The following is a 22,773-nucleotide window of genomic DNA, read 5'->3' as shown; positions in this document are numbered from 1 at the left end:
AGCACTTATTATGTCTTCGCCCAGTTACGATGTGCTCGTGGCCGTGCACCCGGGCGCGTACCGCCAGCAGCTAATCGACACCATTCACCGGGCCTGGCCCAACACGGCCATTACCCTGGCCGCCAGCGCCGGCTCGCTGCGCGAGCTGCTGGCCCGGCAATACTACGCCGCCATTCTGGCCGAGGAATCGTACCTCGACACCAGCCCCGCCCGGCTGCTGGCCTCGCTGCGCTACCAGTGCCGCCGTACGCGGCTAATCCTGCTTACGGCCCACGAGGGCGCCAAAACCGGTACGCAGGCGCCGCCGGGCGCCGACTATTACCAAGTATCGGGGCAGGCCGTGGCCGAAGTCGTTATTGCTGCGCTAAGCAGCTGGCTGGCCACTTCGCTCCCGAAACACGCGGCCCTGCCCGCGCCCGCGCCGCTGAGCCCGTTCAGCCGGCGCGAGCTGGAGGTGCTGCGCTTGGTAGTGGCCGACCGCAGCAACCAGGAAATTGCCGACCGCCTGTGCCTGAGCGTGCGCACCGTGGAAAGCCACCGGCGGGCCCTGCTGCAAAAGGCCGGCACCAAAACCATTGTGGGCCTGGCGGTGCAGGCCGTGATGGAGGGCTGGGTACAATCGGTAGAAACCGCCAACGCCACCTAGGGGCCGCCCTTCGCAATTCAGTGATAACACGGATGCATAGGCCCAGGGCTTGGCTGCAATTTGGCAGCAGGCAGCCGACCCGGTTTTTCGCGTGCTAGCTGCAGATTGCTGCGGAAACAGCGGCTGCCAGTGCCTCCGTATGCGGGGCGCTGCAGGTTCAACCCATTACAGAGCAGAGGTTTACGCCTAGGAACGGCCGCGCAACGGGTGCAGGCCGGGTAAGGGGGGCGGTACACGGCTTACCGCGCTCGGGGCGGGCAGTAGCGAGTGGTTCGAAAGGGTTCTTTTCTGTTGTGGTATGGCTAAAAATCGAAACGGATCCGCCGAAGGATCCTCTGCTAATCGTGCGTCTTCTTCCATCGAAGAGCTGCTGCTGGCGGCTATGGAGCGCGGCGACGACAGCCTGGAAACCGGGCGTTTTCTGGTGACATTTAAGGAGGGAGCCGGCGAAGAGGGCCTGCGCTCCTTGGGCACCACGCAAGGCATGCGCGTGGCCGATGCGCGCGACTTTGAGGGGCAGGCCGCTACCCTCGAAAGCGTGGGCGATGCCGATGCGATAGTGTTTCCGGAAATCAACGTGGCCTTGGTGGGCGGCGAGGCGGCGCAGGAGCGCAGCATGAACGCGCAGTTTGAGGCCCGCGCCGACGACCCGGTGGAGTCGGTAAACCCGGAGTTCTTCCAGTTTGCGGTGCAGTACCCCGTGCAGTTTATGGACCCGGCCCTGGAAACCGCCGAATCGGGCAACGGCAACAGCGACTTTTTGCGGGGCTTTCTGCAGGCTACCGAAATTCTGGCCAAAGAGCTGCGCAACGGCCACCACGGCCACGCCCACCTCGAGATTGACCAGGACGTGCAGGTGTTGGGCGCCACCTGGGGCCTGAACGCCTGCCGCGTACCCCCAAGCATGCGCAGCGGCCTGGGCATTCGGGTGGCGGTGCTCGATACGGGTTTCGACCTGGGGCACCCCGATTTTGCGGGGCGGCCCGTTATCGGGCAAACCTTTGTGGGCCAGCCCGTGCAGGATTTGCACGGCCACGGCACGCACTGCACCGGTACGGCTTGCGGGCCCAAAGCGCCCGTGGGCACCACGCCCCGCTACGGCATTGGCTTCCGCTCCTCCATTTACTCCGGCAAGGTGCTCACCAACTCCGGCTCGGGTACCATGGCCAGCGTGCTGGCCGGCATGAACTGGGCCATTGCCAACCGGTGCGCCGTCATTTCGATGTCGTTGGGGGCGCCCATTGGCGTGCAGCCGGCCTACACGGCCGCCGGCCAGGCCGCCCTCAACAACGGCTGCCTAATAATTGCCGCCGCCGGCAACGAGGCCGGCCCCACCGGTGCTCCCGCCAACTCGCCCACCATCATGTCGGTGGCGTCGCTCGATCCGAGCCTGAGCCCTTCCTCGTTCTCCAACTCCGGCAAGATTGAGATTGCCGCGCCGGGTAGGGATGTGTTTTCGTCGTGGCCCCGGCCTGTGCGCTACCGCACCATCAGCGGCACCAGCATGGCCACGCCCCACGTGGCCGGCTGCGCGGCGCTATGGGCCGAAACCTCGCCCAACATGCGTGGCCTTACGCTGTGGCGGCGGCTGCAGGCCGCCGCGCGGCGCCTTCCGTTCCCGGTAACGCGGGTGGGGGCCGGGCTGGTGCAGGCACCCTAGGTGAAGTTCACCGGGTAGGAGCCCGGGGGCGGGCGCCGTACTCTGCCGGGTGCGCTGCCCCCGGGCTCCGGGCAGGATCAGGTACCTCGGGTGCCTGATCCTGTACTGCTTTTTTCGGGCCCCAACGGGTGGTAGCTTACGCATGGGTTCAGCCAAATGCCAACCTCGCTATGCCAGCAAACCGACAGTGGATTGTAACCGTGGACGGGCGCACGCCCTTGCCGGCCCTGGCCGAGCAGCTGAAAAGCCACGGCTTTGCCATTCGGCAAATTCTCGATCAGATAAACTGCATCATCGGCACCGGCACCGACGACGTGGCCCAGCAGGTGCGGCGGCTGCCGGGCGTGGCCGATGTATCGCCCGACGCCGACATGCAGCTGCCCCCGCCCGAAAGCCCCCTGACGTGGTAGCGCCTGGGGACCGGGGCGGGGCAGGCGCTGCGCCAAGCCCGGCAGCCGCCCTGTGAGGTGCCGCCGCGCCATCCGGCAAGCGTTTCAGTCCTGACACTACACCCATCCACCACCGCTATGTACGGACGCTTTTCCGGAAACCCGCGCACCGAGTGGCTCCCCGAAGCCGGGGCCGACCGCCGCATGCTTCTGCTGGAAGACTTTTGGTACACCGACCCCGACGGGCGCACGTGGGTGGCGCCGGCCGGCTCCGTTATCGACGGTGCCAGCATTCCGGCGCCGCTTTGGTCTACCATTGGCTCGCCGTACACCGGGGAGTACCGGCGCGCCTCCATCGTGCACGATGTGGCCTGCGCCGACGCGCGCGTGAACCGGCGCGAGGCCGACCGGATGTTTTACTTCGCCTGCCAGGCCGGGGGTTGCAGCCGCTTGCAGGCCGAGTTGCTGTACGCGGGCGTGCGCATCGGGGCCTGGGCGCCCGATATCCGGCTGTGGTCGGGCCGCATTGCGCGGCCGTTGCTGGCGCGGGGGCGTACCCAGCCCGGCCTGACGGACCAAAGCGTGCGCACCACGTTTCAGGAAATAGCCGCCGACCTGGAAGCCTTGCGCCCCGACGAGCCCTTTGCCGCCGTGGCCGACATCGTCGACCGGCACCTGGCCGCCAAGGCCGCGCAGTAGCCCGACTGCCCCGTGGCCCTAGGTGCCACCGGGCGCCTCGGGCCCGATGACCTAGGCGCGTAAGCGCGTGCCCGCGCCGCCGGCAAAGCGCCTGGCTGCCCTGCTGCCCGCCGATGCCGGCAAGAAAATGGACCTAGGGTTTCGGCCAGCCGGAATTTGCGGTGACCTTTGCGGCATGATGGAGAAGTCGCCGGTAGTTAACGCCACGGAACAGGAAGAACGGGAGTACCTCGAAGAAATAAAGGAGCAGCTGGTGCTGGCCGTAAAACGCGTCGACGACGCCGTGCGGCAATTTTCGGGCGAGCTGCGCCAGCAGAAGCAGTACCTGCACGAGCACCAGTCGGGCCTCGACGAGGCCGACCTGGTGGCCGCCGAGCAATCCATCAACCGCATGGCCTACACCGGCGAGGGCGCCGTGGCCCGCAAGCGCCGCCTGCTCAAGCTGGTGCAGTCGCCGTACTTCGGCCGCATCGATTTTACGACGCCCAACGGCCCCGCCACGCCGGTGTACATTGGGGTGCACGCGTTTGCGGGCGAAGGGCAGCGCCAGAATCTGATTTACGATTGGCGGGCGCCGATTTCCTCGCTGTTCTACGACTTTGAGCTGGGCGAAGCCTCGTACGCCTCCCCGAACGGGACGGTGCAGGGCCGCATCGACCTGAAGCGGCAGTACCGCATCCGCGACGGGCGCATGGAGTTCATGCTCGACAGCGACGTGAACATCCACGACGACGTGCTGCAGCGCGAGCTGGCCAAGTCGTCGGACGACAAGATGAAGAACATCGTCGCCACGATTCAGCGCGACCAGAACGCGGTTATCCGCAACGAAGACGCCTCGGTGATGGTGATTCAGGGCGTGGCCGGCTCGGGCAAAACCTCCATTGCCCTGCACCGCATTGCCTTCTTGCTCTACCGCTTCCGCGACACCATTCGGGCGCAGGATATCCTGATTATTTCGCCCAACAAGGTGTTTGCCGACTACATCTCGAACGTGCTGCCCGAGCTGGGCGAAGAGCACATTCCGGAGCTGGGCATGGAGGAGCTGGCTGCCGATTTGCTCCAGGGGCAGTTTCGGTTTCAAACGTTTTTCGAGCAGGTATCGGCCTTGCTCGAGCGGCACGACGCGGCCTTCATCGAGCGGATTCGGTTTAAGTCGTCGGCCGAGTTCCTGACGCAGCTAAACCAGTACCTGCTGCACGTCGAGAACAACTACTTCAGCGTGGCCGATCTGCGCGTGGGCCGCACCGTGGTGCCCGGCGCGTTTATTCAGCAGAAGTTTAAGGCCTACCACCGCGTGCCGCTGCTCCGGCGCTTCGGGCAGGTGGCCAACGACGTGCGCGCCTACGTGCGCGACAAAGTGGACCGCAAGCTGACGGGCGGCGAAAAGGCCACCATCGGGGAGGGCATTCCGCGCATGTTCCGGTACGCGAACGTGCTCGATTTTTACCGCGACTTCTACCGCTGGGTGGGCCGGCCCGAGCTGCTCCGCCTCGATGCGCAGCGGCCCCTGGAGTACGCCGATGTGTTTCCGCTGCTTTACCTGCGCATTCGCATGGAGGGCCTCGCGGGCTACGACCACGTGAAGCACCTGCTGGTGGACGAAATGCAGGATTACACCCCGGTGCAGTACGCGGTGCTCTCGCGCCTGTTCCACTGCCGCAAAACCATTCTGGGCGACGTAAGCCAGACGGTGAACCCCTACAGCGCGTCGTCGGCCGAAACCATCGAGCGGGTGTTTCCGCAGGCCGATGTGGTGAAGCTCTACCGCAGCTACCGCTCTACCGTGGAAATCACGGCCTTTGCGCAGCGCATCAGCCCCAACCCGCACATCATGCCCCTGGAGCGCCACGGCCCCGAGCCTGCCGCGGTGCGCTACGCCTCCCCGGCCAAGGAGCTGCAGGCCGTGCAGGCGCTGGTGGCCGCCTTCCGCGGCTCCGGCAACCACTCCCTGGGGGTCATTTGCAAAACCCTGCGGCAGGCCACGCAGGTGCACGAGGCGCTGCAAGGCCCGGGCGTGTACTTGCTGACGGACGAGTCGACCGCGTTCAAGGAGGGCGTCGTCATCACCACGGCGCACCTGGCCAAGGGCCTGGAGTTCGACGAGGTGGTGGTGCCGTTCGTGTCGGCCCAAAACTACCGCACCGAGGTGGATAAGAGCATGCTGTACGTGGCCTGCACCCGCGCCATGCACCGCCTCACGCTCACGTACACCGGCCAGCTGACGGCGTTTTTATCGGCCGGCTAAGCCCGCGCTGCCGGTTGCCGGGCCTGGGCCCTAGGTGCCTTGGGCCCAGGCCCGGCGCCGGCAGGCAGCGGGCCGAGCAAAAGCGTGCTGCCGCCGGGCAGGCCCGGGCCGGAAAATCGGGAAATAATGGGTAATTAGGGCAGTGTGGCCCGGTGGTTGCTGGTAGCTGCTGCGCTTCGCCTAGGTCTTTTTTCTCTGCGCTCTTGACGACACCTGCCGTACCCGCCGCCCGCAACCCCGATATCCTGCTCAACAACCACGTCATCGCCCCGGGCGAGCAGGTGCTCACGCGGCTGGTGATTTCCCGGTTGCCCTCGGGCACGGTTATCGATGTGCCGGTGCACGTGTTTCGGGCCGTGGAGCCCGGGCCCACCGTGCTGCTGATGGCCGGCATGCACGGCGACGAAGTAAACGGCATCGAAACCATCCGGCGCATGATTCGGCGGGGGCAGTTGCAGCACCCGTTGCGCGGCACCATCATTGCCATTCCCATTTTCAACATCTACGGTTTCCTCAACTTCTCGCGCGAGGTGCCCGATGGCAAGGATGTCAACCGCTCGTTCCCGGGCTCACCCAGGGGCTCGGTGGCCAGCCGGGTGGCGCACCGCTTCATGCGCGAAATCATGCCGCTGGTTGATTACGGCATCGATTTTCATACGGGCGGCGCGGCGCGCTCCAACCACCCGCAGGTGCGCTGCCTGCTCGGCGAAGACCCCGAAACCGATGCCCTGGCGGCCGCTTTTGCCGCGCCCTTTACCCTGCACGCCGATTTGCGCCCCGGCTCGTTGCGCGAGGCTGCCATGCGCCAAAACCGCCGCATCATCGTGTACGAAACCGGCGAGTCGCTGCGCCTCGATGAGTACGGCATCGAAATAGCTACTGCCGGCACCTTTCGCTTTCTCCGGCACCTAGGCATGCTGGCCGAAGCGCCCGAGCCCACGCAGGCGCCGGTGGTGTGCCGCAAGCATACCTGGCTGCGGGCTAAGTTTGCGGGCCTGTTCCGGACGCACATGCAAACGGGCCAGTACATCGAGAAAGGGCAGGAGTACGGCATCGTGGCCGACCCCTACGGCGAAATGGCCGTGCGGCTGGTTTCGCCGGTAAGCGGCTATATTATCGGCCTCAACCACATGCCCGTGGTAAACCAAGGCGATGCGCTGCTGCACATTGGCGTGCCCGAGCGGGGGTAGTTGCCCGCCTTGTGCCCGGTAGCACCTAGGGCCCGCGGCCGGCGCTGCGCCGGCCGCCGGCTGATTTCGCGGCCCATACCAAAACCTGCGGGTTTCTGCGTTTCTTTGCCGGAAGCCGGTGGCCGTAGCCGGTGGGTTTTTTCGATTTTCCAACGCATGAAGAATTCGCTTCAACTGGCGCTGAACGCTATCCTGCTGATAGCCGTGGGCGTGTTGTTTTACCTCCACTTCGCCCAAAAGCCCGCCGCTGCGCCCGCCCCGGCTGCTGCGGCCGCCGCGCCAGCCAAGGAAACCAAAGTGGTTACCCTCGATTCGGCCAAAGCCGCGCCGGCCCTGCCCGAAGACAACCTGCGCAAAGTGGCCTACGTGGAGTCGAGCAAGCTGCTCGATCAGTACAAAGGCCTGCAGGATGCGCGCAAGGCGTTTGAGCGGAAGGTAGCCGGCTGGGAGCGGCAGCACGAGCAAAACGTGCGCGGCCTGCAAGCCGCCGCCCAGGCCTACGAGAAAACCGCCGCCGGCCTCACCGACGAGCAGCGCGCCGCCACCGTGCAGCGCCTGCAAGCCCAGGAGCAGCAAGTAGCCGCCAAGCAGCAGCAATTGCAGCAGCAGGCCCAGCAGGAGGAAGCCAAGATGACCGAGCAAGTACTCACGCGCGTGAACAAGCTGCTCGAGAGCTACGGCAAGGAAAATGACTACGACCTGATTCTGGTAGCCGGCGGGGGCACCATTGCCTACGCCCGCCCCGGCCTCGACATCACGAAGGAAATCCTCGACCGCCTGAACGCCGAGTACGCCAACCGCAGCAAGAAGAAGTAAGCAGCCCCGCTGCCATCGCCCCGCCCCGCCAGTAACTAGGTCCTGGCGGGGCGTTGTGCTTATGGAGCTAGGCTGTGTCTGAAAAGTTGCTTCAAGCCTCCTGGTCGTCATGCTGAGCCTGCCGAAGCATCTCTGCCGCTTCGTCTGGGCTCGTTCCACGAAGCGGTAGAGATGCTTCGACAGGCTCAGCATGAGCGTTCTGGAGTTTACAGACACAGTCCAACAGTTGTGCACTTGCCCATTAAACCCCGGGGCTGGTTGGTGGTCTAGTAAGTACAAAGCCAGCGCCCGCACCGGCGCACCCACTTGCTATGAACTCAACCCTGAAAACCTCCTTGGCTGCCTTATGCGCCGTGGCGGGCGGCCTGCTGAGCAGCTGCGTTACGCCGGCCCGCACGGTGGTAGTGGCCCCCGCGCCGCCCCCGGTGGTGCGGTACTACCCGGCCCCGCGGCCGTACTACGCGCCGCGCCCGCCGCGCTACTACCGCCCGGCCCCATACCGCCGCGGCTACTACCCACCAGCCCCCCGGCCCGGCCGCGTAATTATTGTGCGCTAGGCACCTAGGGCACCTGCAACCACGACAACGGCCGCCGGATTGCTCCGGCGGCCGTTGCGCTGAGGGGGTAAAAAGCTTGTGCGTTTGCAGAGGCTAGAACGTGAAGCGGATGCTCACGGCGCCATCGGTGTACGCGGCGGTGCGGCCGTCGAAAATGTCGAAGTACGGCTTGATATCGACGCCGACTACGATGGGCAGGTCGTCGAACTTGTACTCGGCCCCGGCCAGGAAGTCGCCGCCGAATACGGGGTACACCTTGTCGTCGTAGTAATAGTAGCGGTACACCTCGTACTTCTTGCCCTTTTGGCGGTAAGCCACATCGTAGTAGTAGCGGCCGCGGTAAGCCCCGGCGTGCAGGCCGGCGCCCACGTAGAACTGGAAGCCGCGTAGGTCTTTTAGCGGAAAGTGCTTCTCGAACAGCAGCGTGCCGCGCACGCCCTTGGCGTAGTACTCGGTGGTAATCAGCCCCTCGATGGCTACGTTGTTGCCGCCCGTAAAGTGCTTAATGGTGAGGCCCGAAGCGTAGTTGCCGCCGCGCAGGCCGATGGCCGTTTGGTAGCCGGCGCCGCCATGCCCGCCCGACGACTTGGAGGAGCTTTTTTTGGATTGGGCCGAAGCCCAGCTTACCGGCAGGCACAGCGCCAGCAGGAGCAGGATGATAGCAGGTTTGTTCATGAAAAGGTACAAGAAATGCTAAGCGTAAGCCGTTTAGTTGTGCTTTATCAGGCAAACATACGGCTTGCGGTGCAATTCTAGGCCGTGGGCGAGATGCCGGCGGCTATTTCGTCGGAGAGGTACACGCGCACGCCGCCGCCCTCCTGGTAGGCCGCGTTCAGCATGCCTTGCGCCACGGCTTGCGCCGGTATGCCGCGGTAGCGCTTAAGCGGGCCCACCAGCAGCGGATTGACGAGGCGCAGCAGCACGGCGCCTATTTGCTCGCCCAGGCGCTTTTCGGCCCGCTCGCCCAGCAAGAGCGAAGGCCGGAAAATGTGAATGGCCCGAAACGGCGTTTGGCGCACGGCGGCTTCCATGTCGCCCTTCACGCGGTTGTAGTAAAAAGTGGAGGCCACATCGGCCCCCATGGCCGAAACCACCATGAACTGCGCCGCGAAGTTGGCCGACGTGAGGGCCGCTAGCTTCACCACGTACAGGTAATCGACTTTGTAAAACGCCTCCTTGGAGCCGGCCTGCCGCATGGTGGTGCCCAGGCAGCAAAACACGTCGTCGGCGATAAGCGAGAGGCGGTGGTCTTCGAGGCGGTCGAAATCCACGACGCGCTGATCGAGCTTGGGATGTACGAGCTGCAGCGGGCGGCGACTCAGCGAAATTACCTTGGCGTAGCGGCCGCTGTTCAGCAGCAACGGCAGCAGGCAACTGCCCACCAAACCGCTGGCACCGGCAATGAGGGCTACTTTGTGGGGGGCCGACGAAGTTGGGGCCATGGCGTGGGCAGGAAGGAGCAGTAGGGAGTAGAGTTCGGCGGTTTTCCCAACGAAGCCTACGGTTGAAGGTTGCCTGGGTGCCTGGGCTTACTCTTCGTCGATGAGGCGGGTGTGGTCGTCGGCGAGGTGCACGGCGCCGCGGCGGTACAGGGCACCTAGGGCTTTCTTGAACACTTTTTTGCTCATGCCGAGGCGGCGGTAAATTTCCTCCGGGTCGGTGCGGTCGGTGAGGGGCAAGGTGCCACCGGCCTGGCGCAGGGCCTGCGCCAGGGTATCGGCCGCGGCCAGGGCTTCGTCGTAGCCCTGGCGCTGCAGGCTTACATCCACCTTGCCATCGGGGCGCACCTGGCGCACGTAGCCGCGCAGCACATCGCCGATGCGCATGGGCCGAAACACCTCGTTGCGGAACAGCATGCCCTGGTAGCGGCTATCTACCACGGCGGCGTAGCCTAGGTCGCTTTCGCCGGCAATCAGCAGCTGCACCTCCTGGCCGGGCTGCAGCTGCGGCTCGTGGTCGGTAAATTTCTCCCACTTGGCGGTAGCCACTAGGCGGTCAGAGGCATCATCGACGTACACGTACACCACCACCCGGTCGCCGGTGCGCACGCGCTTGGGCTGGTTGCGCATGGGCAGCAGCAGGTCTTTCATCAGGCCCCAATCCAGAAAAGCACCCATGCCGGTTACGTCCTTCACGGTAAGGGCCGCAAAGTCACCCACGCGCGCCAGGGGCTGCTCGGTGGTGGCCACGAGGCGGTCTTCGGAGTCGCGGTACACGAACACGCGCAGCACGTCGCCCACCTGCACGCCGGCCGGCACGTAGCGGTCGGGCAGCAAAATGTCGCCGTCGTCGGAAGTCAGGTACACCCCAAATTCGACAAAGCGGGCTACTTCCAGTTCGTTGTAATCACCTAGGTTCATGGGCAGAGGAGGGCAGGGGGCAATGATCAATTAGCAATGAACAATGATCAATAAGCAATGATCATTGAGCCGCGTGGCTTCTACGCGTTACGCAATCGGCACGCCGATGGGCTTGCGCGCGGCTGCAAAGGTGGAGACAATTCAGTTGATGAGTTGATGAGTTTTGAGTTTAGGAGTTGTGGCAGTTTAGGAGTTGATGAGTCTTGAGTTTAGGAGCCACTTGGAAATATGCGTGGTGCCCGAACGTGCGGCTGAGGTGTGTGCATGTTGCGCTTTGCCCGCTTATCAACTCATAACTCAAAGTCCATACCTCACAAACTCGACACCTTGCCAACTCATTAACTCACAAACTCCTCAACTCCTAAACTGCCATTACTGAAACTGGTCGTAGCGCACGATGCTGGGCTGGCCGAAGCTGAAGTCGCTGAAGGTGTAGTAGTTGCGGGTGGTCTGGAAGATGCGCGAACCGGTGCCGTCGCCGAAACCGCGCGGGTAAAAGCCGAAGTACAGTTGAATGGTGTTCACGGCCAGGTATTCGTTGCGGAAGCGCAGGCCAAAGCCGAAACCGGTGTACGGCTTGTCGCGGAAGGGCGAGGTACGGCCGTTGGTGCTCAGCCAGGCCGCATCCACAAAGGCAATACCCGCAAGCCGGAAACCCAAAAACGACACCGGCGTGAACACGTTGGCCTCGTAGTTGAGCACGAAGCGCGAACGGCCGCGCAGCTGCTGCTCGGGCCTGAAGCCGCGCAGCCCGCGTTGCTCCTCAATGTTCAGGGGCAGCTCGTCGGGCAGGCGGTTGATGCCCACGAGCGTGCGGTTCCAGAAGAAATGCCGCCACTGCCAGTTGCCCGTGTGGTAGAGGCGCGTAAAGGCCAGCACCTCGCCCGTAAAGGCGCCCTGGCTCCAGCGGCCGTTGCGCAAAAAACGCCCGTATTCGCCGCTCATGTAGAGGTAGCCCCGCAGCGGACTAAAGCCCGCCAGACCTAGGCGCGTGCCCACGTAGGGGCGGTTGCCGTTTTCGTTCAGGTCGTAGCCGGCCGTGGCGGTAAGCAGGCTGCCGGTGGGCACGTCCTCGGTGCGGCCAAAGCCGAACAGGTAGCGGTCTTTGTAGTAGCGGCGTACGCTGTAGCCCACGCTTAGCAGCCCCAGGGTGCTGTTGGCGAAAGTGGCGTTGGGGCGGCGGGCGTAGTCGGTGCGCACCACGCGGCCCGCCACGATAATGCGGGCCGGGTTGTCGTAGCCCAGGTCGTAGGAGCGGGGTTGGTAGGCGCGGCCCAGCCAGGCATCGGCCACCGTAAAATCGAGCGGGCTGAAGCTGGGCTCCTGGCCGGGCTCGGGGCTGCCCTGCTCAATGCCGTAGTGGTACTGCGCGGCACCTAGGGAGTAGGCGTAGCGCGTGTTTACGGCCACAAATCCGCGCGAGAGCGAAGCCATTTTTTCCTCGATCTGGTACTGGTTGCGGTAGCGGGCCTGCGCCAGCAGGTAATTGCGCAGCGGCACGGTGTAGCTGCCCTCGTACGACCAGCCCTGCGGATCGGGGCGGCCGTAGCTGAAGCGGTTGCGGAAGTCGTGGCCGCGCGCCAGAAAATTTTTGTCGCGCAGGGTAAGCACGCCCGCGCCCACGTCGCGGATTTGCAGGCCCGCGCTGGTGCTGAACACGTCTTTGGTGATGACCTTGATATCGACGCTGTCGCGGGTGGAGGTGCGCTCGTTCACCAGCACCCGCGCATCCAGAATAAAGTTGGTTTGGCGCAGCAGGCGTTCGGTTTCGGCCAGGGCCTGCGGCTGCAGCTCCTCGCCCGGCCGAAACAGCAGCAGCTTGCGCACCTTGCGCCGCGCCGTTACGATGTGCAGCGCGTTGCCGCCCTTCTCCAGAAAGTTGCGCGGCACGCGGGTGGTGTCGTTGATGTTGTAGCCGAACGCATCGAGGGTTTGCACCTCCACGCGCCGCACCACTTTGTAGTTGTGGCGGTCGTACTGGCGGTCGAGCAGGGTGGCATCGAGGCCGGCTTGCTCCTCGCTGCGCTCCGTGAAGTTGAACAGCGCCGAAGCCGCCCGGCTAATCAGGGTTTTGCGCCGCACGTAGTTGCGCAGCCCGCTCAGAATGCGTTGCTCGTCGAGGCCCTTGCGCACCGTGTCGGTGGGCTGGGCTGCCGGGGTTTGGCGGGTGGTATCGGCGGGGGGCACCTGCTGGGCAATAGCCGGGCCGGCTGGCATGCAGCAGTGCAGCAGCAACAGGAGGGCGAGTAGGCTAAAGCGCGGCAATAGGCTGAACACAGGCGAGCAGGCCCGCGCCACCGGTGCGGGGTTGCTGCCGAAGATACGAAAGCATAAGCGCGGCGTTGAACCCGGGAACTAATTCTAAAAAAATTAGTCGGGCTTTTCAGCGGAACATTGTTGCGTAATCAGCGGTTTTTCTATTTGTTTACACCCCGAAAGCTACCTTTTTGATGAACGAGCGGATTCAGGAAAAGCTAAGTATTTTGGCAGATGCCGCGAAGTACGATGCCTCGTGCTCGAGCAGCGGTGGCAAGCGCAAAAACGAGAACCGTGGCTTGGGCAACGCCGAGGGCATGGGCATTTGCCACTCGTACACCGAAGACGGCCGCTGCGTATCGCTGCTGAAGATTCTGCTCACCAACCACTGCATCTTCGATTGCGCCTACTGCGTGTCGCGCAAGAGCAACGATGTGAAGCGCGCCGCCTTTACGGTAGAAGAGGTCGTGGACCTGACCATGAATTTCTACCGCCGCAACTACATCGAGGGTTTGTTCCTGAGCTCGGGCATTTTCTCGTCGCCCGACTACACCATGGAGCGCCTCGTGCGCATCTGCAAAAAGCTGCGCCTCGAGGAGAAGTTCAACGGCTACATTCACCTGAAAACCATTCCGGGCGCTTCGGAAGAGCTGATTCAGGAAGCCGGCTTGTACGCCGACCGCCTCAGCGTGAACATTGAGCTGCCCTCGGAGCTGAGCCTGAAAACCCTCGCCCCCGAAAAAAACTACGAGGAAATTCTGACCCCGATGAGTCAGATTCAGACCAAGGTGGCCGAAAACCGCGAGGAGCGCGAGCTGTTCCGGAAAGTGCCGCAATTTGCCCCCGCCGGCCAAACCACGCAGCTGGTAGTGGGCGCCTCCCCCGAAACCGACCATCAGATTATCAAGCTGGCCGATGGCCTCTACAAAGGCTACGGGCTGAAGCGCGTGTACTACTCGGGCTACGTGCCCGTGAGCGGCGACGACCGCCTGCCGCAGGTAGTGCAGCCCCCGCTGATGCGCGAGCACCGCCTGTACCAGAGCGACTGGCTGATGCGCTTCTACGGCTTTGAGGCCGATGAAATCCTCGACCCGCAGCACCCGCACCTCGACCTGGAAATCGACCCGAAGCTGGCCTGGGCGCTGCGCAACCGCCACGTGTTTCCGGTGGACGTGAACACCGCCGATTACGAGCTTATCCTGCGCGTGCCGGGCGTGGGCATGAAGTCGGCGAAGCGCATTGTGGCCGCCCGCCGCTTTGCCCCGCTCACCCTCGACCACCTGCACAAGTTTGGCGTGGTGCTGCGCCGGGCGCGCTATTTCCTCACGTGCCGCGGCATGGCCCTCGAAAAGCGCGACTACGACGAGCAGACCGTGCGCCGCAAGATTTTGTACGGCGACGGCCTGACGCGCTCGGCGCTGGTAAAGCGCCAGCTCGATCTGTTCGCGCCCGAGCCCACCATCATCGCGTCGCCCGATTTGGTGTCGCCCCAACTCGATTTGTTTCGCCAGGCCGGCTAAGGCTTAAGCGTCCGACTTCTTCCTCCACACCGCCATGACCATTTCGCACCGCGATTCCGCCGCCGAGCAAGCTGCGGATCAAGCCCAAAAAGTTACCCGCATGGCTTGCTGCTGCAAGCTGTCGGATTTGCTGCCGATTGTGCGGCAGCAGCTGCTTGCCAAGCGCGACGCCGCCCAAGGCGTACGCCCCGAGGCCGAAGCCGCCTAGGTGGTACAGCGCCCTAGGTGCCGGTGGTTGCCCGTGCTAAGGGCAGCGGCCGGCACCTAGGGCGGGCCACAACTGCTTGCTGTTGCAAGACCCCTGGTACACTGGCGCGCGTCTTAGCGCCTTCGGCGCGCGACTCGTGCCTAAACATGGAAGGGAGTCTCCAGACTCCCGGGCGTTGCACGGCGCGGCCTAGGTGCTGGTGGTTTCTCAAACGTGAGGCAAGCCGTTCACTAGGTGCTGTTCTCGCGTCGGGAGTCTGGAGACTCCCACCCATGCTGCGGCACGAGTCGCGCGCCGAAGGCGCTAAGACTCGCGCCGGTGGGGCCACAACTTCTTGCTGCCGGCAGTGTATACGGGGCATGGCCTACGAACTCGAGCACCATTACGTTGAGACCAACGGCATCCGGCTGCACGTGGTGCAGTGCGGCCCCCAAAACGGGCAGTTGGTAGTGCTGCTGCACGGCTTCCCGGAGTTTTGGTACGGCTGGCACCGCCAGATACAAGCCCTGGCCGAAGCCGGTTACCGCGTGTGGGCGCCCGATCAGCGCGGCTATAATCTGTCGGATAAACCGCCGCGCGTTGGCGACTATACTTTGCCGAAGCTCATGGCCGACGTGCTGGGTTTGTTTGATGCCGCCGGGCAACGCAAAGCCTATTTGGTAGGGCACGATTGGGGCGGCATTGTAGCCTGGCACCTAGCCATGAACCACCCCGAGCGGCTGCACTGCGTAGCCATCCTGAATGTGCCGCACCCGGCCGTGTTTGGGCGCACGCTGCGGAGCAGCACCCGGCAGTTGCGCAAAAGCTGGTACGTGTTCTTCTTCCAGCTGCCGTGGCTGCCCGAAGCGCTTACCAGCCTAGGCAATTACTGGGCAGGCCGGAAAACCCTGCTGAGCAGCAGCCGGCGCGGCACCTTCTCGCCCGATGATTTGCGCGAGTACCGCGCCGCATGGGCCAAGCCTGGTGCCATGCGCAGCATGATCAACTGGTACCGCGCCGCCGTGCGCTCGGGCCGACGCGGTATGCAGCCGGGCCGGATAGCGGTGCCGCTGCATATGTTGTGGGGCAAGCGCGACGCCTTTCTGCAAGCCGACATGGCGCAACAAAGCCTTGCTTATTGCGACAACGGCCGCCTCACGTACTTCGAAAAAGCCACACACTGGCTGCAGCACGAGGAGGCCCAGCGCGTAACGGAGCTGTTGCTGACGTTTTTCCGCGAGCATGCTAATCATCCGTCATGCTGAGCAACGCGAGTGGCCTTATCCCGCTATAACGATTTTACCTAGGTCGTGTCATGCCGAGGCATCTCGCATGCTGACGCCCGTTACTAGTCACTCCTCCTCTCCCTCGAAGAGGAGGCCGGGGGTGAGGCTCCAACGTCAGCAACGATTACCAACCACCCCAGCCGCAACGCTGTTGCGGCGCCCCTCCTCGTCTGAGCAGGGGAGTTTATTGCTCTGCACTCAATGAAACCGCCCCGCCGCACCAACTTACCTGCCAAAGACAACGCTGCTGCGGGCCTGCGCCGTGCCACGGCCCTGCCGCCCAGCTTCGATGGTACCGCCCGCTTCACCTACGACGGCTCCTTTGATGGTTTGCTGTGCGTGTTGCTGGCGTGTTGGGAAAGTCGGCGGTGGCCCGAAGCTATTCAGCCGGAAGACGTAGCGCAAGGCGGCCTGTTCAGTGAAACCCAGTTTGTGCCCACCGACGAGGCCCGCGCCCGGCGCGTGTGGGAAGGCCTGCTGAAGTACATGCCCGGCGAGGCGCGCACTAACTTGTACAAAACGTTTCTGTCGGAAAGCCCGGAGCGGGAGCTGCTGATTTTCCGCTACACGCAACTGGCCATCGAGGCCGGCGGGCAAGACATCAGCGAGAATTTCGGCAACGACACGGTGCGCGCCATTGCCGACATTACCAAACAGATGTTTCGCGAAAAGCACCGCATGGAGGCGTTCGTGCGCTTCGAGAAAACGCACGACGGACTTTTTCACGCTACCATCGAGCCCGACTATGACGTGCTGCCGCTCATTGCCGAGCACTTCACCAAGCGCTACGCCGACCAGCGCTGGCTGATTTTCGATCGGCGCCGGCGCTACGGCTTGTACTACGACCTCGAGCGCACCGACATCGTGAGTTTCGATGCCGAAGCCGGGCAGCAGGGCAGTAACTCGGCCGTATCGGCGGCCGTGCTCGACGAGCGGGAGCCGCTGTTTCAGTCGCTGTGGCAAACCTACTTCGACCACGTGAACATACCTGAGCGCCGCAACATCAAGCTGCACCGCCGCCACATGCCCAAGCGCTACTGGAAATACCTCACCGAAAAGCAGCCGCGCGAACGGCACTTCCGGCCCATCGACAACAAGCAGCGGCCACCCCAATAGCCCGGTGCAACTTGCCCGGCTGGGTTGCGTTCAGCCAGCCATGAGCCGAGGTTTTGTAAAAGAAGACGACTCGCAGCAGCCGCCCATTGTGCCGCCCCGCGCCGCGCTGCCGCCCAATACGCCCAACTACGTTACCCCACGTGGCCTCGAGCTGCTGCGCCAGGAGCTGGCCGAGCTAGAGGCCGAGCGCACCCAAGCCGAAGCCAACCGCGACAACGACACCGACCGCACCCGTCAGCTAAGCCTCATCAACGGCCGGCTGAGCCTGCTAGCTGCGCGCATCGCCTCGGCCAAAGTGATTGACCCGCGCCAGCAACCAGCCGAAGAAGTACGCTTTGGCGCCACCGTAACGCTGCTTACGCGCAGCGGCGGCAAGCCCGGCACCGAGCGGCGCTTTACCATTGTGGGCGTTGACGAGGCCTCCATCGCCGAAGGCAAAATTGCCTTCGTAGCTCCTATTGCCCGCGCCGTGCAAGGTGCCCGCCTAGGCCATCAGGTAACCCTGCACCTAGGGCCCAAACCCGAGGTGGTGGAGGTAACGAGTATCAGCTACGAGGGCACCTAGCTCGAAGGCCAGCGCAAGACAACACACCATCTGTCATCCTGAGCAGAGCGAAGGACCTTACCATGCATGAATAGTTTTCCTACCAACGGCTCGTTCTGCGGTGATAAGGTCCTTCGGCTGCGCCTCAGGATGACAGATGAAGCATGACAGCTAAAGGTAATCGCTGCTACAGCCGCGACAGATCGATAATGCTGCCGCTGCCATTCAGCCGGCGCAACTGATGAATGCTCGTCGCGTCGAACTCGTGGATGCTGAGCAGGGCCTCGGTAAGGCGGAGCTGCCGGGCTACTTCGGCTTGCAGGTAGGGGTTGGCGGCCACGGCGGCCTCAAAGTCGCGGCGGTTGGGGTCGAGGCCTTGGTGTTCCTGCGCAAACGCCTCCACGCTGTCGGTGGCGGCGGTGGCGCAGTGCAGCATGTGGCTTTCCTGTTTGTCGGTAAGAAAGCGCAGGGCCTCGTCCAGGGCTATGCAGGCATCCAGCGCGAAGGGGGCCAGATCAATTCTGAAATCCGACAGCGCGGGCGTAACAAAGGCGAGCTTTTCGAGCAAGGAGGCGGCTTCCTGGCTATGAAAAGCACCTAGGCCCGAGTTGTAGAGCAGCTCGATGCCGCGCTCGTACACGGCCGGGCTGCCCCAGTTGGCGGCGCGGCAAAACGCCTCGTACTGCGGGTACAGCCGTTCGCAGAGCAAGCCCGCAAAAACGACTTTTTGGTTATCGGATAAACTGATGATTTGCGCGTGGATGTGCTCGGCCATGCCGCAAAGCTAGGTGGCTTCGAATAAGCACAGCTGTCATGTCGAGCGTGAGCGAGACATCTGGGTCCGGCCGTTAGCCACAGTCCTAACCCAGATGTCTCGCTGCCGCTCGACATGACAAGGGGTGTTCAGCCCACCAGGCATTGCTTCTTGTACAGGCCCGGCGTAAGGCCCTCGTACTTGCGAAACAACTTCTGGAAATACGCCGGGTTGTTGAAGCCGGTGCGGTAGCACACCTCGGCCACGGTGCTCAGCGGGTGGCGCAGCAGGCGCTTGGCCTCTTTCAACCGCTCCTGAATAATGTACTCGACGGGCGTAAGACCAAACTCGCGCTTGAACAACCGGAAGAACGTGGCCTTGCTCATGCAAGCCAGCTCGCTCAGCTTCTCCACCGGCAGGGGCTCGGCCAGGTTGCGTTTGATGTATTGCACCACGTGCGCAAAGCGGTGCGTGGTAAGGTGCTGGGCGTAGTTATCGAAGATGAGGCGGCGGGCCTGCGTTTGCATCAGGCGTACCAACAGCTCCTGCAGGGTAAAGCTAGCCAGCACATCCTTGGCGGCGGTGTTTTCTTGCGACACCCGAATGATGCGCTCCAGCGTGCCGGTGAGTTCGGGCGTGTTCTGCAGGTGCGCGTAGTCTTTTTCGTGCTGCAGCTGCCAAGGCGTGTGCTCCTCCACGCGCGGGTACCGCTCGTTCAGCAAATCCACGGTGCCGCGGATGGTTTCGGCCGGAATGGCCACGGCCAGGCACTGGGTGGGGTTGGTTTCGTCGGCCTCCGGAAAGTCGATTTCCATGGTTTGCTGCTCGCCCACAATCACCGATTCGCCGGGCAGGTAATCGAAGGCTTCGCGGCCGGGCAGGTGCATTACTTTTTTGCCGCGCAGCATGGTGGTGAGCACCAACGAGCCTAGGTTGAGCGGCACGCGGTGGGCCTGCTGGTGCGTCTCGAAGATGTTCAGTTCGAAGGCATTGAGCGAGTACACCGTGCGGTTCTCCACCAGGGTGGTGAGGTCGGAGGGGCGGTGCAGCGCAACGGGCGAGGGCAGCAGGGTTCGGCTCATGGGAAAACTACATCGGGCGGCGGAGCGAGTAGCACCTAGGAAGAAACGAATGCGCAGCGCGGCCTGGCATGAAGCGGCTGAGAAACAACCACCTTACGCCCGCAAAGTTGCCGAGCTGCCCTAGGTGCTGAATGCCCACCCGAGGCCCTTGGCAACATGCGACGATAGCACGCTTACATGAGAGAATATTACAGCTTTTTGGGGAAGAAAGGAATGACCTTGGGCTACCACTAACCCAAACCCTAATTCCCATCCGCATGGAAACGCTTGAGCAAACCACCACCCTCGTCGACCGCCCCAAGTTCAAGGACCACTACGACAACTTTATTGGCGGCAAGTGGGTGGCCCCGGTAAAAGGCCAGTACTTCGACAACCTGTCGCCCATCGATGGCAAGGCGTTCTGTAAAGTGGCCCGCTCCACCAAAGAGGACATCGAGCTGGCGCTGGATGCCGCCCACGAAGCGTTTAAAACCTGGAAGAGCGCCTCGGCTACCACGCGCAGCAACATTCTGCTGAAGATTGCCGACGCCATGGAGCAGCACCTGGCGCATTTGGCCGCCGTGGAAACCGTGGAAAACGGCAAGCCCATCCGCGAAACGCTCAATGCCGACCTGCCCCTGGCCATCGACCACTTCCGCTACTTTGCCGGGGTAATTCGGGCCGAAGAAGGCTCCGTGGCCGAGCTCGATGCCACCACCATTTCGCTGAACGTGCACGAGCCCATTGGTGTGGTGGGCCAGATTATCCCCTGGAACTTCCCGCTGCTGATGGCCACCTGGAAGCTGGCTCCGGCCCTGGCTGCCGGCTGCTGCGTGGTCATCAAGCCCGCCGAGCAAACCCCCGCCAGCATTATGGTGCTGATGGAGCTGATTCAGGACATTGTACCGGCCGGCGTAATCAACGTGGTGAATGGCTTTGGGCTGGAGGCCGGCAAGCCGTTGGCTACCTCGCCGCGCATTGCCAAGGTGGCCTTTACGGGCGAAACCACTACGGGCCGCCTGATTATGCAGTACGCCGCCGAAAACATCATTCCCGTAACGCTGGAGCTGGGCGGCAAGTCGCCGAACATCTTCTTCAAATCGGTGATGGATGCCGACGACGACTTCCTCGACAAGTGCATCGAGGGCGCCGTGATGTTTGCCCTGAACCAGGGCGAGGTGTGCACCTGCCCCTCGCGCATGCTGGTGCACGAGGATATTTACGACGAGTTCATCGAGCGCGTAATTGCCCGCGTGAAGGCCATTAAGCTGGGCAACCCGCTCGACAAAGACACCATGATGGGCGCGCAGGCCTCCAACGACCAGTTCGAGAAAATCCTGAGCTACCTGGAAATCGGCAAGTCGGAAGGCGCCGAGGTGCTGGTGGGCGGCGACGCGTACTCGCAGGAAGACCCTGCCCTGGCCGAGGGCTACTACATCCAGCCCACGCTGTTCCGCGGCCACAACAAGATGCGCATCTTCCAGGAAGAAATCTTCGGACCGGTGGTGTCGGTAACCACTTTCCGGACCACCGAGGAGGCCATTGCCATTGCCAACGACACGCTCTACGGCCTGGGCGCCGGTGTCTGGACGCGCGACGCCCACGAGCTGTACCAGGTGCCGCGCGCTATTGAGGCCGGCCGCGTGTGGGTAAACTGCTACCATCACTACCCAGCCCACGCACCGTTTGGCGGTTACCATAAGTCGGGTTTTGGCCGCGAGAATCACAAGATGATGCTCAACCACTACCGCCAAAACAAGAACATGCTCATCAGCTACAGCCAGCAAAAGTTGGGCTTCTTCTAGTAGCTAATTGTTATTGGCGCCGCCGCTGAACAGGGCCAGCGGCGGCCCACCAACGCAGCGTGTGGGGCGCTGCACTGCTCAGCCTGAGTGCGCCAGTGCCGCCGGCGCTTGGCGCCCAGGCTTGGCAACAGCTGTAATGCTGCAAGCCCCGCCGCCCATTGTGTTGCCGCCGCAGGCCGCGTATGTCGCCATTGTAAGCGGCAGCGCGGCCTGTTGCGTTGGTGGCAATAAGGGCGCGCAGCCCTAGGTGCCGCTTCCGCAGGATTTAGTCAACAGCCTTCAACACCCACCAAACCATGAGCAATCCAACGCCCCGCGTGCTGGTAACAGCCGCGGCCGAAGCCACTATCGATGTACTTCGCGACGAACACGGGCCGCTGATGTTTCACCAAAGCGGCGGTTGCTGCGATGGATCGTCGCCGATGTGCTTTCCGGCGGGCGAGTTCCGCGTCAGTACCAACGATGTGTGGCTGGGCAACATCCACGGCTGCGACTTTTTCATGAGCACCAGCCAGTTTGAGTACTGGAAACACACCCAGCTGACGGTGGATGTAACCAAAGGTCGCGGCGCCAGCTTCTCGCTCGAAATTCCCCTAGGTGTGCGCTTTCTTATCAGGTCGCGCATGTTCACGAAAGAGGAGGAGGAAAACCTTACGCCGATTTATGACGGCGAGGAGTATTTGACCCGGCCGAGCGTGGTGCAGTAGCTCCTAATCTTTATTTCTGCTTCGGTTACCTAGGGCGTCACGCCGAAGTGCAGCCGCAAGCATCTATACCGCTGCGCGTGAATGTCATGTCGAGCTTGCCGAGACATCTCGCCGGATAGTGCTGTCATCCTGACGAAGGAAGGACCTTACCACGCATGCACAATGCGCCTAGGTCATTGGACCTCACGGGACCCCCAGGAGGCAAACTCCTCTCCAAAAGCGAAGGGGAAGCAAATGCTATCCGGTGTCAGCACGCGAGATGTCTCGACAAGCTCGACATGACGGATGTTTCCTAGGTCGTCCGCGCGTGATAAGGTTCTTCACTTGGCTCAGGATGACAGACAAAACAACGAGTAGGCCCTAGGTGCTAAAACAACCGCAGCCCCGGCAGAGCTTCTGCCGGGGCTGCGGTGTGTTGGGGGAGTAAACGTTTAGCGCGTGCGGGCTCGTACGGGCAGGCCTTCCAGCTGCGCGTAGCTCAGCTTCCAGGCGCCTTTGGGGTTCTTTTTCCAGATGAGCGTGAAGTTGCCGGAGCCTTCGCCCATGGGCAGGGCCGGGTTGGCGGGCAGCACATCTACCGAAAAGGTGCCGGCCTCGTAGGCAAGCTGCGTGTCGGCGCCGGTGCTAACGGGCGAGAGGCGCAGGTTGGCAATGGTGCCCATGGTTTCGCGCACCCAGCGGTTCGATACCTCGGAGCGGCCCTGGTAGTGGGCTTCGCCCTGGATGTAGTGCACGTCTTCGGCAAACAGGGTATCCAGCTGAATGGCATTCTTGCTGTTCCAGGCACCAACAAACTGTTGGTTAAGCGTCTGCACGTTTACGGCTTCTTCTTTTTTCTCGGTTTTGGTGCAAGAGGCGGAGGCAAGGGCTGCGCCAACGAGCACCATGCAAAGGAGGGGCTTCATAAACCTAGGGTTTTGGGGAGGTGTGAAACAATTTCGCCGACTTCGGCACGGGGCTGAAGTCGGCGAAACT

General features: G+C 63.0%; 22 protein-coding genes. 15 read left to right on the top strand and 7 right to left on the bottom strand.

Features of this window, described 5'->3' with window-relative positions:
• The first annotated feature begins 10 nt into the window (after nucleotides 1–10).
• The 8 genes from OIS50_RS10910 (at nucleotide 11) to OIS50_RS10875 (ending at nucleotide 8,202) form a co-directional block, all read left to right on the top strand.
• Entirely contained in the window at nucleotides 11–646 is a 636-nt protein-coding gene (locus OIS50_RS10910) for a helix-turn-helix transcriptional regulator (RefSeq protein ID WP_264690675.1), read from the top strand.
• Nucleotides 647–944: 298 nt separating this feature from the next.
• A complete protein-coding gene (locus OIS50_RS10905; protein ID WP_264690674.1) occupies nucleotides 945–2,306 on the top strand; it encodes a S8 family serine peptidase in 1,362 nt (453 codons plus the stop codon).
• Nucleotides 2,307–2,476: 170 nt separating this feature from the next.
• Complete coding sequence (locus OIS50_RS10900) at nucleotides 2,477–2,716, top strand: hypothetical protein (RefSeq protein ID WP_264690673.1); 240 nt, start codon at nucleotides 2,477–2,479, stop codon at nucleotides 2,714–2,716.
• A 117-nt stretch (nucleotides 2,717–2,833) separates the two neighbouring features.
• The gene (locus OIS50_RS10895; protein ID WP_264690672.1) at nucleotides 2,834–3,394 is read left to right on the top strand and encodes a DUF1353 domain-containing protein; all 561 of its coding nucleotides are present in this window, start codon (nucleotides 2,834–2,836) and stop codon (nucleotides 3,392–3,394) included.
• Nucleotides 3,395–3,461: 67 nt separating this feature from the next.
• Complete coding sequence (locus tag OIS50_RS10890; RefSeq protein ID WP_264690671.1) at nucleotides 3,462–5,639, top strand: HelD family protein; 2,178 nt, start codon at nucleotides 3,462–3,464, stop codon at nucleotides 5,637–5,639.
• 203 nt (nucleotides 5,640–5,842) lie between these two features.
• The gene (locus OIS50_RS10885) at nucleotides 5,843–6,829 is read left to right on the top strand and encodes a succinylglutamate desuccinylase/aspartoacylase family protein (RefSeq protein ID WP_264690670.1); all 987 of its coding nucleotides are present in this window, start codon (nucleotides 5,843–5,845) and stop codon (nucleotides 6,827–6,829) included.
• 156 nt (nucleotides 6,830–6,985) lie between these two features.
• A complete protein-coding gene (locus tag OIS50_RS10880; RefSeq protein ID WP_264690669.1) occupies nucleotides 6,986–7,645 on the top strand; it encodes an OmpH/Skp family outer membrane protein in 660 nt (219 codons plus the stop codon).
• 311 nt (nucleotides 7,646–7,956) lie between these two features.
• A complete protein-coding gene (locus OIS50_RS10875; protein WP_264690668.1) occupies nucleotides 7,957–8,202 on the top strand; it encodes a hypothetical protein in 246 nt (81 codons plus the stop codon).
• Between the two features lie 93 nt (nucleotides 8,203–8,295).
• Here OIS50_RS10875 and OIS50_RS10870 read toward each other — a convergent pair whose 3' ends face one another.
• The 4 genes from OIS50_RS10870 to OIS50_RS10855 form a co-directional block, all read right to left on the bottom strand.
• The gene (locus OIS50_RS10870; RefSeq protein WP_264690666.1) at nucleotides 8,296–8,877 is read right to left on the bottom strand and encodes a hypothetical protein; all 582 of its coding nucleotides are present in this window, start codon (nucleotides 8,875–8,877) and stop codon (nucleotides 8,296–8,298) included.
• A gap of 77 nt (nucleotides 8,878–8,954) precedes the next feature.
• A complete protein-coding gene (locus OIS50_RS10865) occupies nucleotides 8,955–9,644 on the bottom strand; it encodes an oxidoreductase (RefSeq protein ID WP_264690665.1) in 690 nt (229 codons plus the stop codon).
• A gap of 87 nt (nucleotides 9,645–9,731) precedes the next feature.
• Nucleotides 9,732–10,562, bottom strand: coding sequence for a CvfB family protein (locus tag OIS50_RS10860; RefSeq protein ID WP_264690664.1), 831 nt, complete (start codon nucleotides 10,560–10,562; stop codon nucleotides 9,732–9,734).
• Between the two features lie 372 nt (nucleotides 10,563–10,934).
• Nucleotides 10,935–12,779: a BamA/TamA family outer membrane protein gene (locus tag OIS50_RS10855; RefSeq protein ID WP_264690663.1), complete on the bottom strand. Its 1,845-nt coding sequence runs from the start codon at nucleotides 12,777–12,779 to the stop codon at nucleotides 10,935–10,937.
• 233 nt (nucleotides 12,780–13,012) lie between these two features.
• Here OIS50_RS10855 and OIS50_RS10850 point away from each other — a divergent pair, with 233 nt between their 5' ends.
• From OIS50_RS10850 to OIS50_RS10830, 5 genes are all read left to right on the top strand, one after another.
• Nucleotides 13,013–14,338: a putative DNA modification/repair radical SAM protein gene (locus tag OIS50_RS10850; RefSeq protein ID WP_264690662.1), complete on the top strand. Its 1,326-nt coding sequence runs from the start codon at nucleotides 13,013–13,015 to the stop codon at nucleotides 14,336–14,338.
• Nucleotides 14,339–14,372: 34 nt separating this feature from the next.
• Nucleotides 14,373–14,546: a hypothetical protein gene (locus tag OIS50_RS10845; protein WP_264690660.1), complete on the top strand. Its 174-nt coding sequence runs from the start codon at nucleotides 14,373–14,375 to the stop codon at nucleotides 14,544–14,546.
• 359 nt (nucleotides 14,547–14,905) lie between these two features.
• Entirely contained in the window at nucleotides 14,906–15,790 is an 885-nt protein-coding gene (locus OIS50_RS10840; RefSeq protein WP_264690659.1) for an alpha/beta fold hydrolase, read from the top strand.
• A gap of 222 nt (nucleotides 15,791–16,012) precedes the next feature.
• The gene (locus OIS50_RS10835; RefSeq protein WP_264690658.1) at nucleotides 16,013–16,927 is read left to right on the top strand and encodes a TIGR03915 family putative DNA repair protein; all 915 of its coding nucleotides are present in this window, start codon (nucleotides 16,013–16,015) and stop codon (nucleotides 16,925–16,927) included.
• A gap of 40 nt (nucleotides 16,928–16,967) precedes the next feature.
• Entirely contained in the window at nucleotides 16,968–17,492 is a 525-nt protein-coding gene (locus tag OIS50_RS10830; RefSeq protein ID WP_264690657.1) for a GreA/GreB family elongation factor, read from the top strand.
• Nucleotides 17,493–17,658: 166 nt separating this feature from the next.
• Here OIS50_RS10830 and OIS50_RS10825 read toward each other — a convergent pair whose 3' ends face one another.
• Together OIS50_RS10825 and OIS50_RS10820 are read right to left on the bottom strand one after the other, a co-directional pair.
• On the bottom strand, nucleotides 17,659–18,246 hold the full coding sequence (locus OIS50_RS10825) for a YjaG family protein (protein WP_264690656.1): 588 nt from the start codon (nucleotides 18,244–18,246) through the stop codon (nucleotides 17,659–17,661).
• 128 nt (nucleotides 18,247–18,374) lie between these two features.
• Complete coding sequence (locus OIS50_RS10820; protein ID WP_264690655.1) at nucleotides 18,375–19,307, bottom strand: AraC family transcriptional regulator; 933 nt, start codon at nucleotides 19,305–19,307, stop codon at nucleotides 18,375–18,377.
• Nucleotides 19,308–19,564: 257 nt separating this feature from the next.
• Here OIS50_RS10820 and OIS50_RS10815 point away from each other — a divergent pair, with 257 nt between their 5' ends.
• Nucleotides 19,565–21,091 carry an aldehyde dehydrogenase family protein gene (locus OIS50_RS10815; protein ID WP_264690654.1) on the top strand — a complete coding sequence of 509 codons (1,527 nt, stop codon included), beginning with the start codon at nucleotides 19,565–19,567 and terminating at the stop codon, nucleotides 21,089–21,091.
• 296 nt (nucleotides 21,092–21,387) lie between these two features.
• On the top strand, nucleotides 21,388–21,798 hold the full coding sequence (locus OIS50_RS10810) for a DUF779 domain-containing protein (RefSeq protein ID WP_264690653.1): 411 nt from the start codon (nucleotides 21,388–21,390) through the stop codon (nucleotides 21,796–21,798).
• Between the two features lie 431 nt (nucleotides 21,799–22,229).
• Here the strand turns inward: OIS50_RS10810 and OIS50_RS10805 are convergent, their stop codons facing one another.
• On the bottom strand, nucleotides 22,230–22,703 hold the full coding sequence (locus tag OIS50_RS10805; RefSeq protein ID WP_264690652.1) for a YybH family protein: 474 nt from the start codon (nucleotides 22,701–22,703) through the stop codon (nucleotides 22,230–22,232).
• Between the last annotated feature and the right edge of the window lie 70 nt (nucleotides 22,704–22,773).

The sequence above is a fragment of the Hymenobacter sp. YIM 151858-1 genome (genome assembly GCF_025979705.1).
GTDB lineage: Bacteria > Bacteroidota > Bacteroidia > Cytophagales > Hymenobacteraceae > Solirubrum.
The sequence above is the reverse complement of the archived record's forward strand: the minus strand, read 5'-3'. Positions and strand labels throughout refer to the sequence as shown.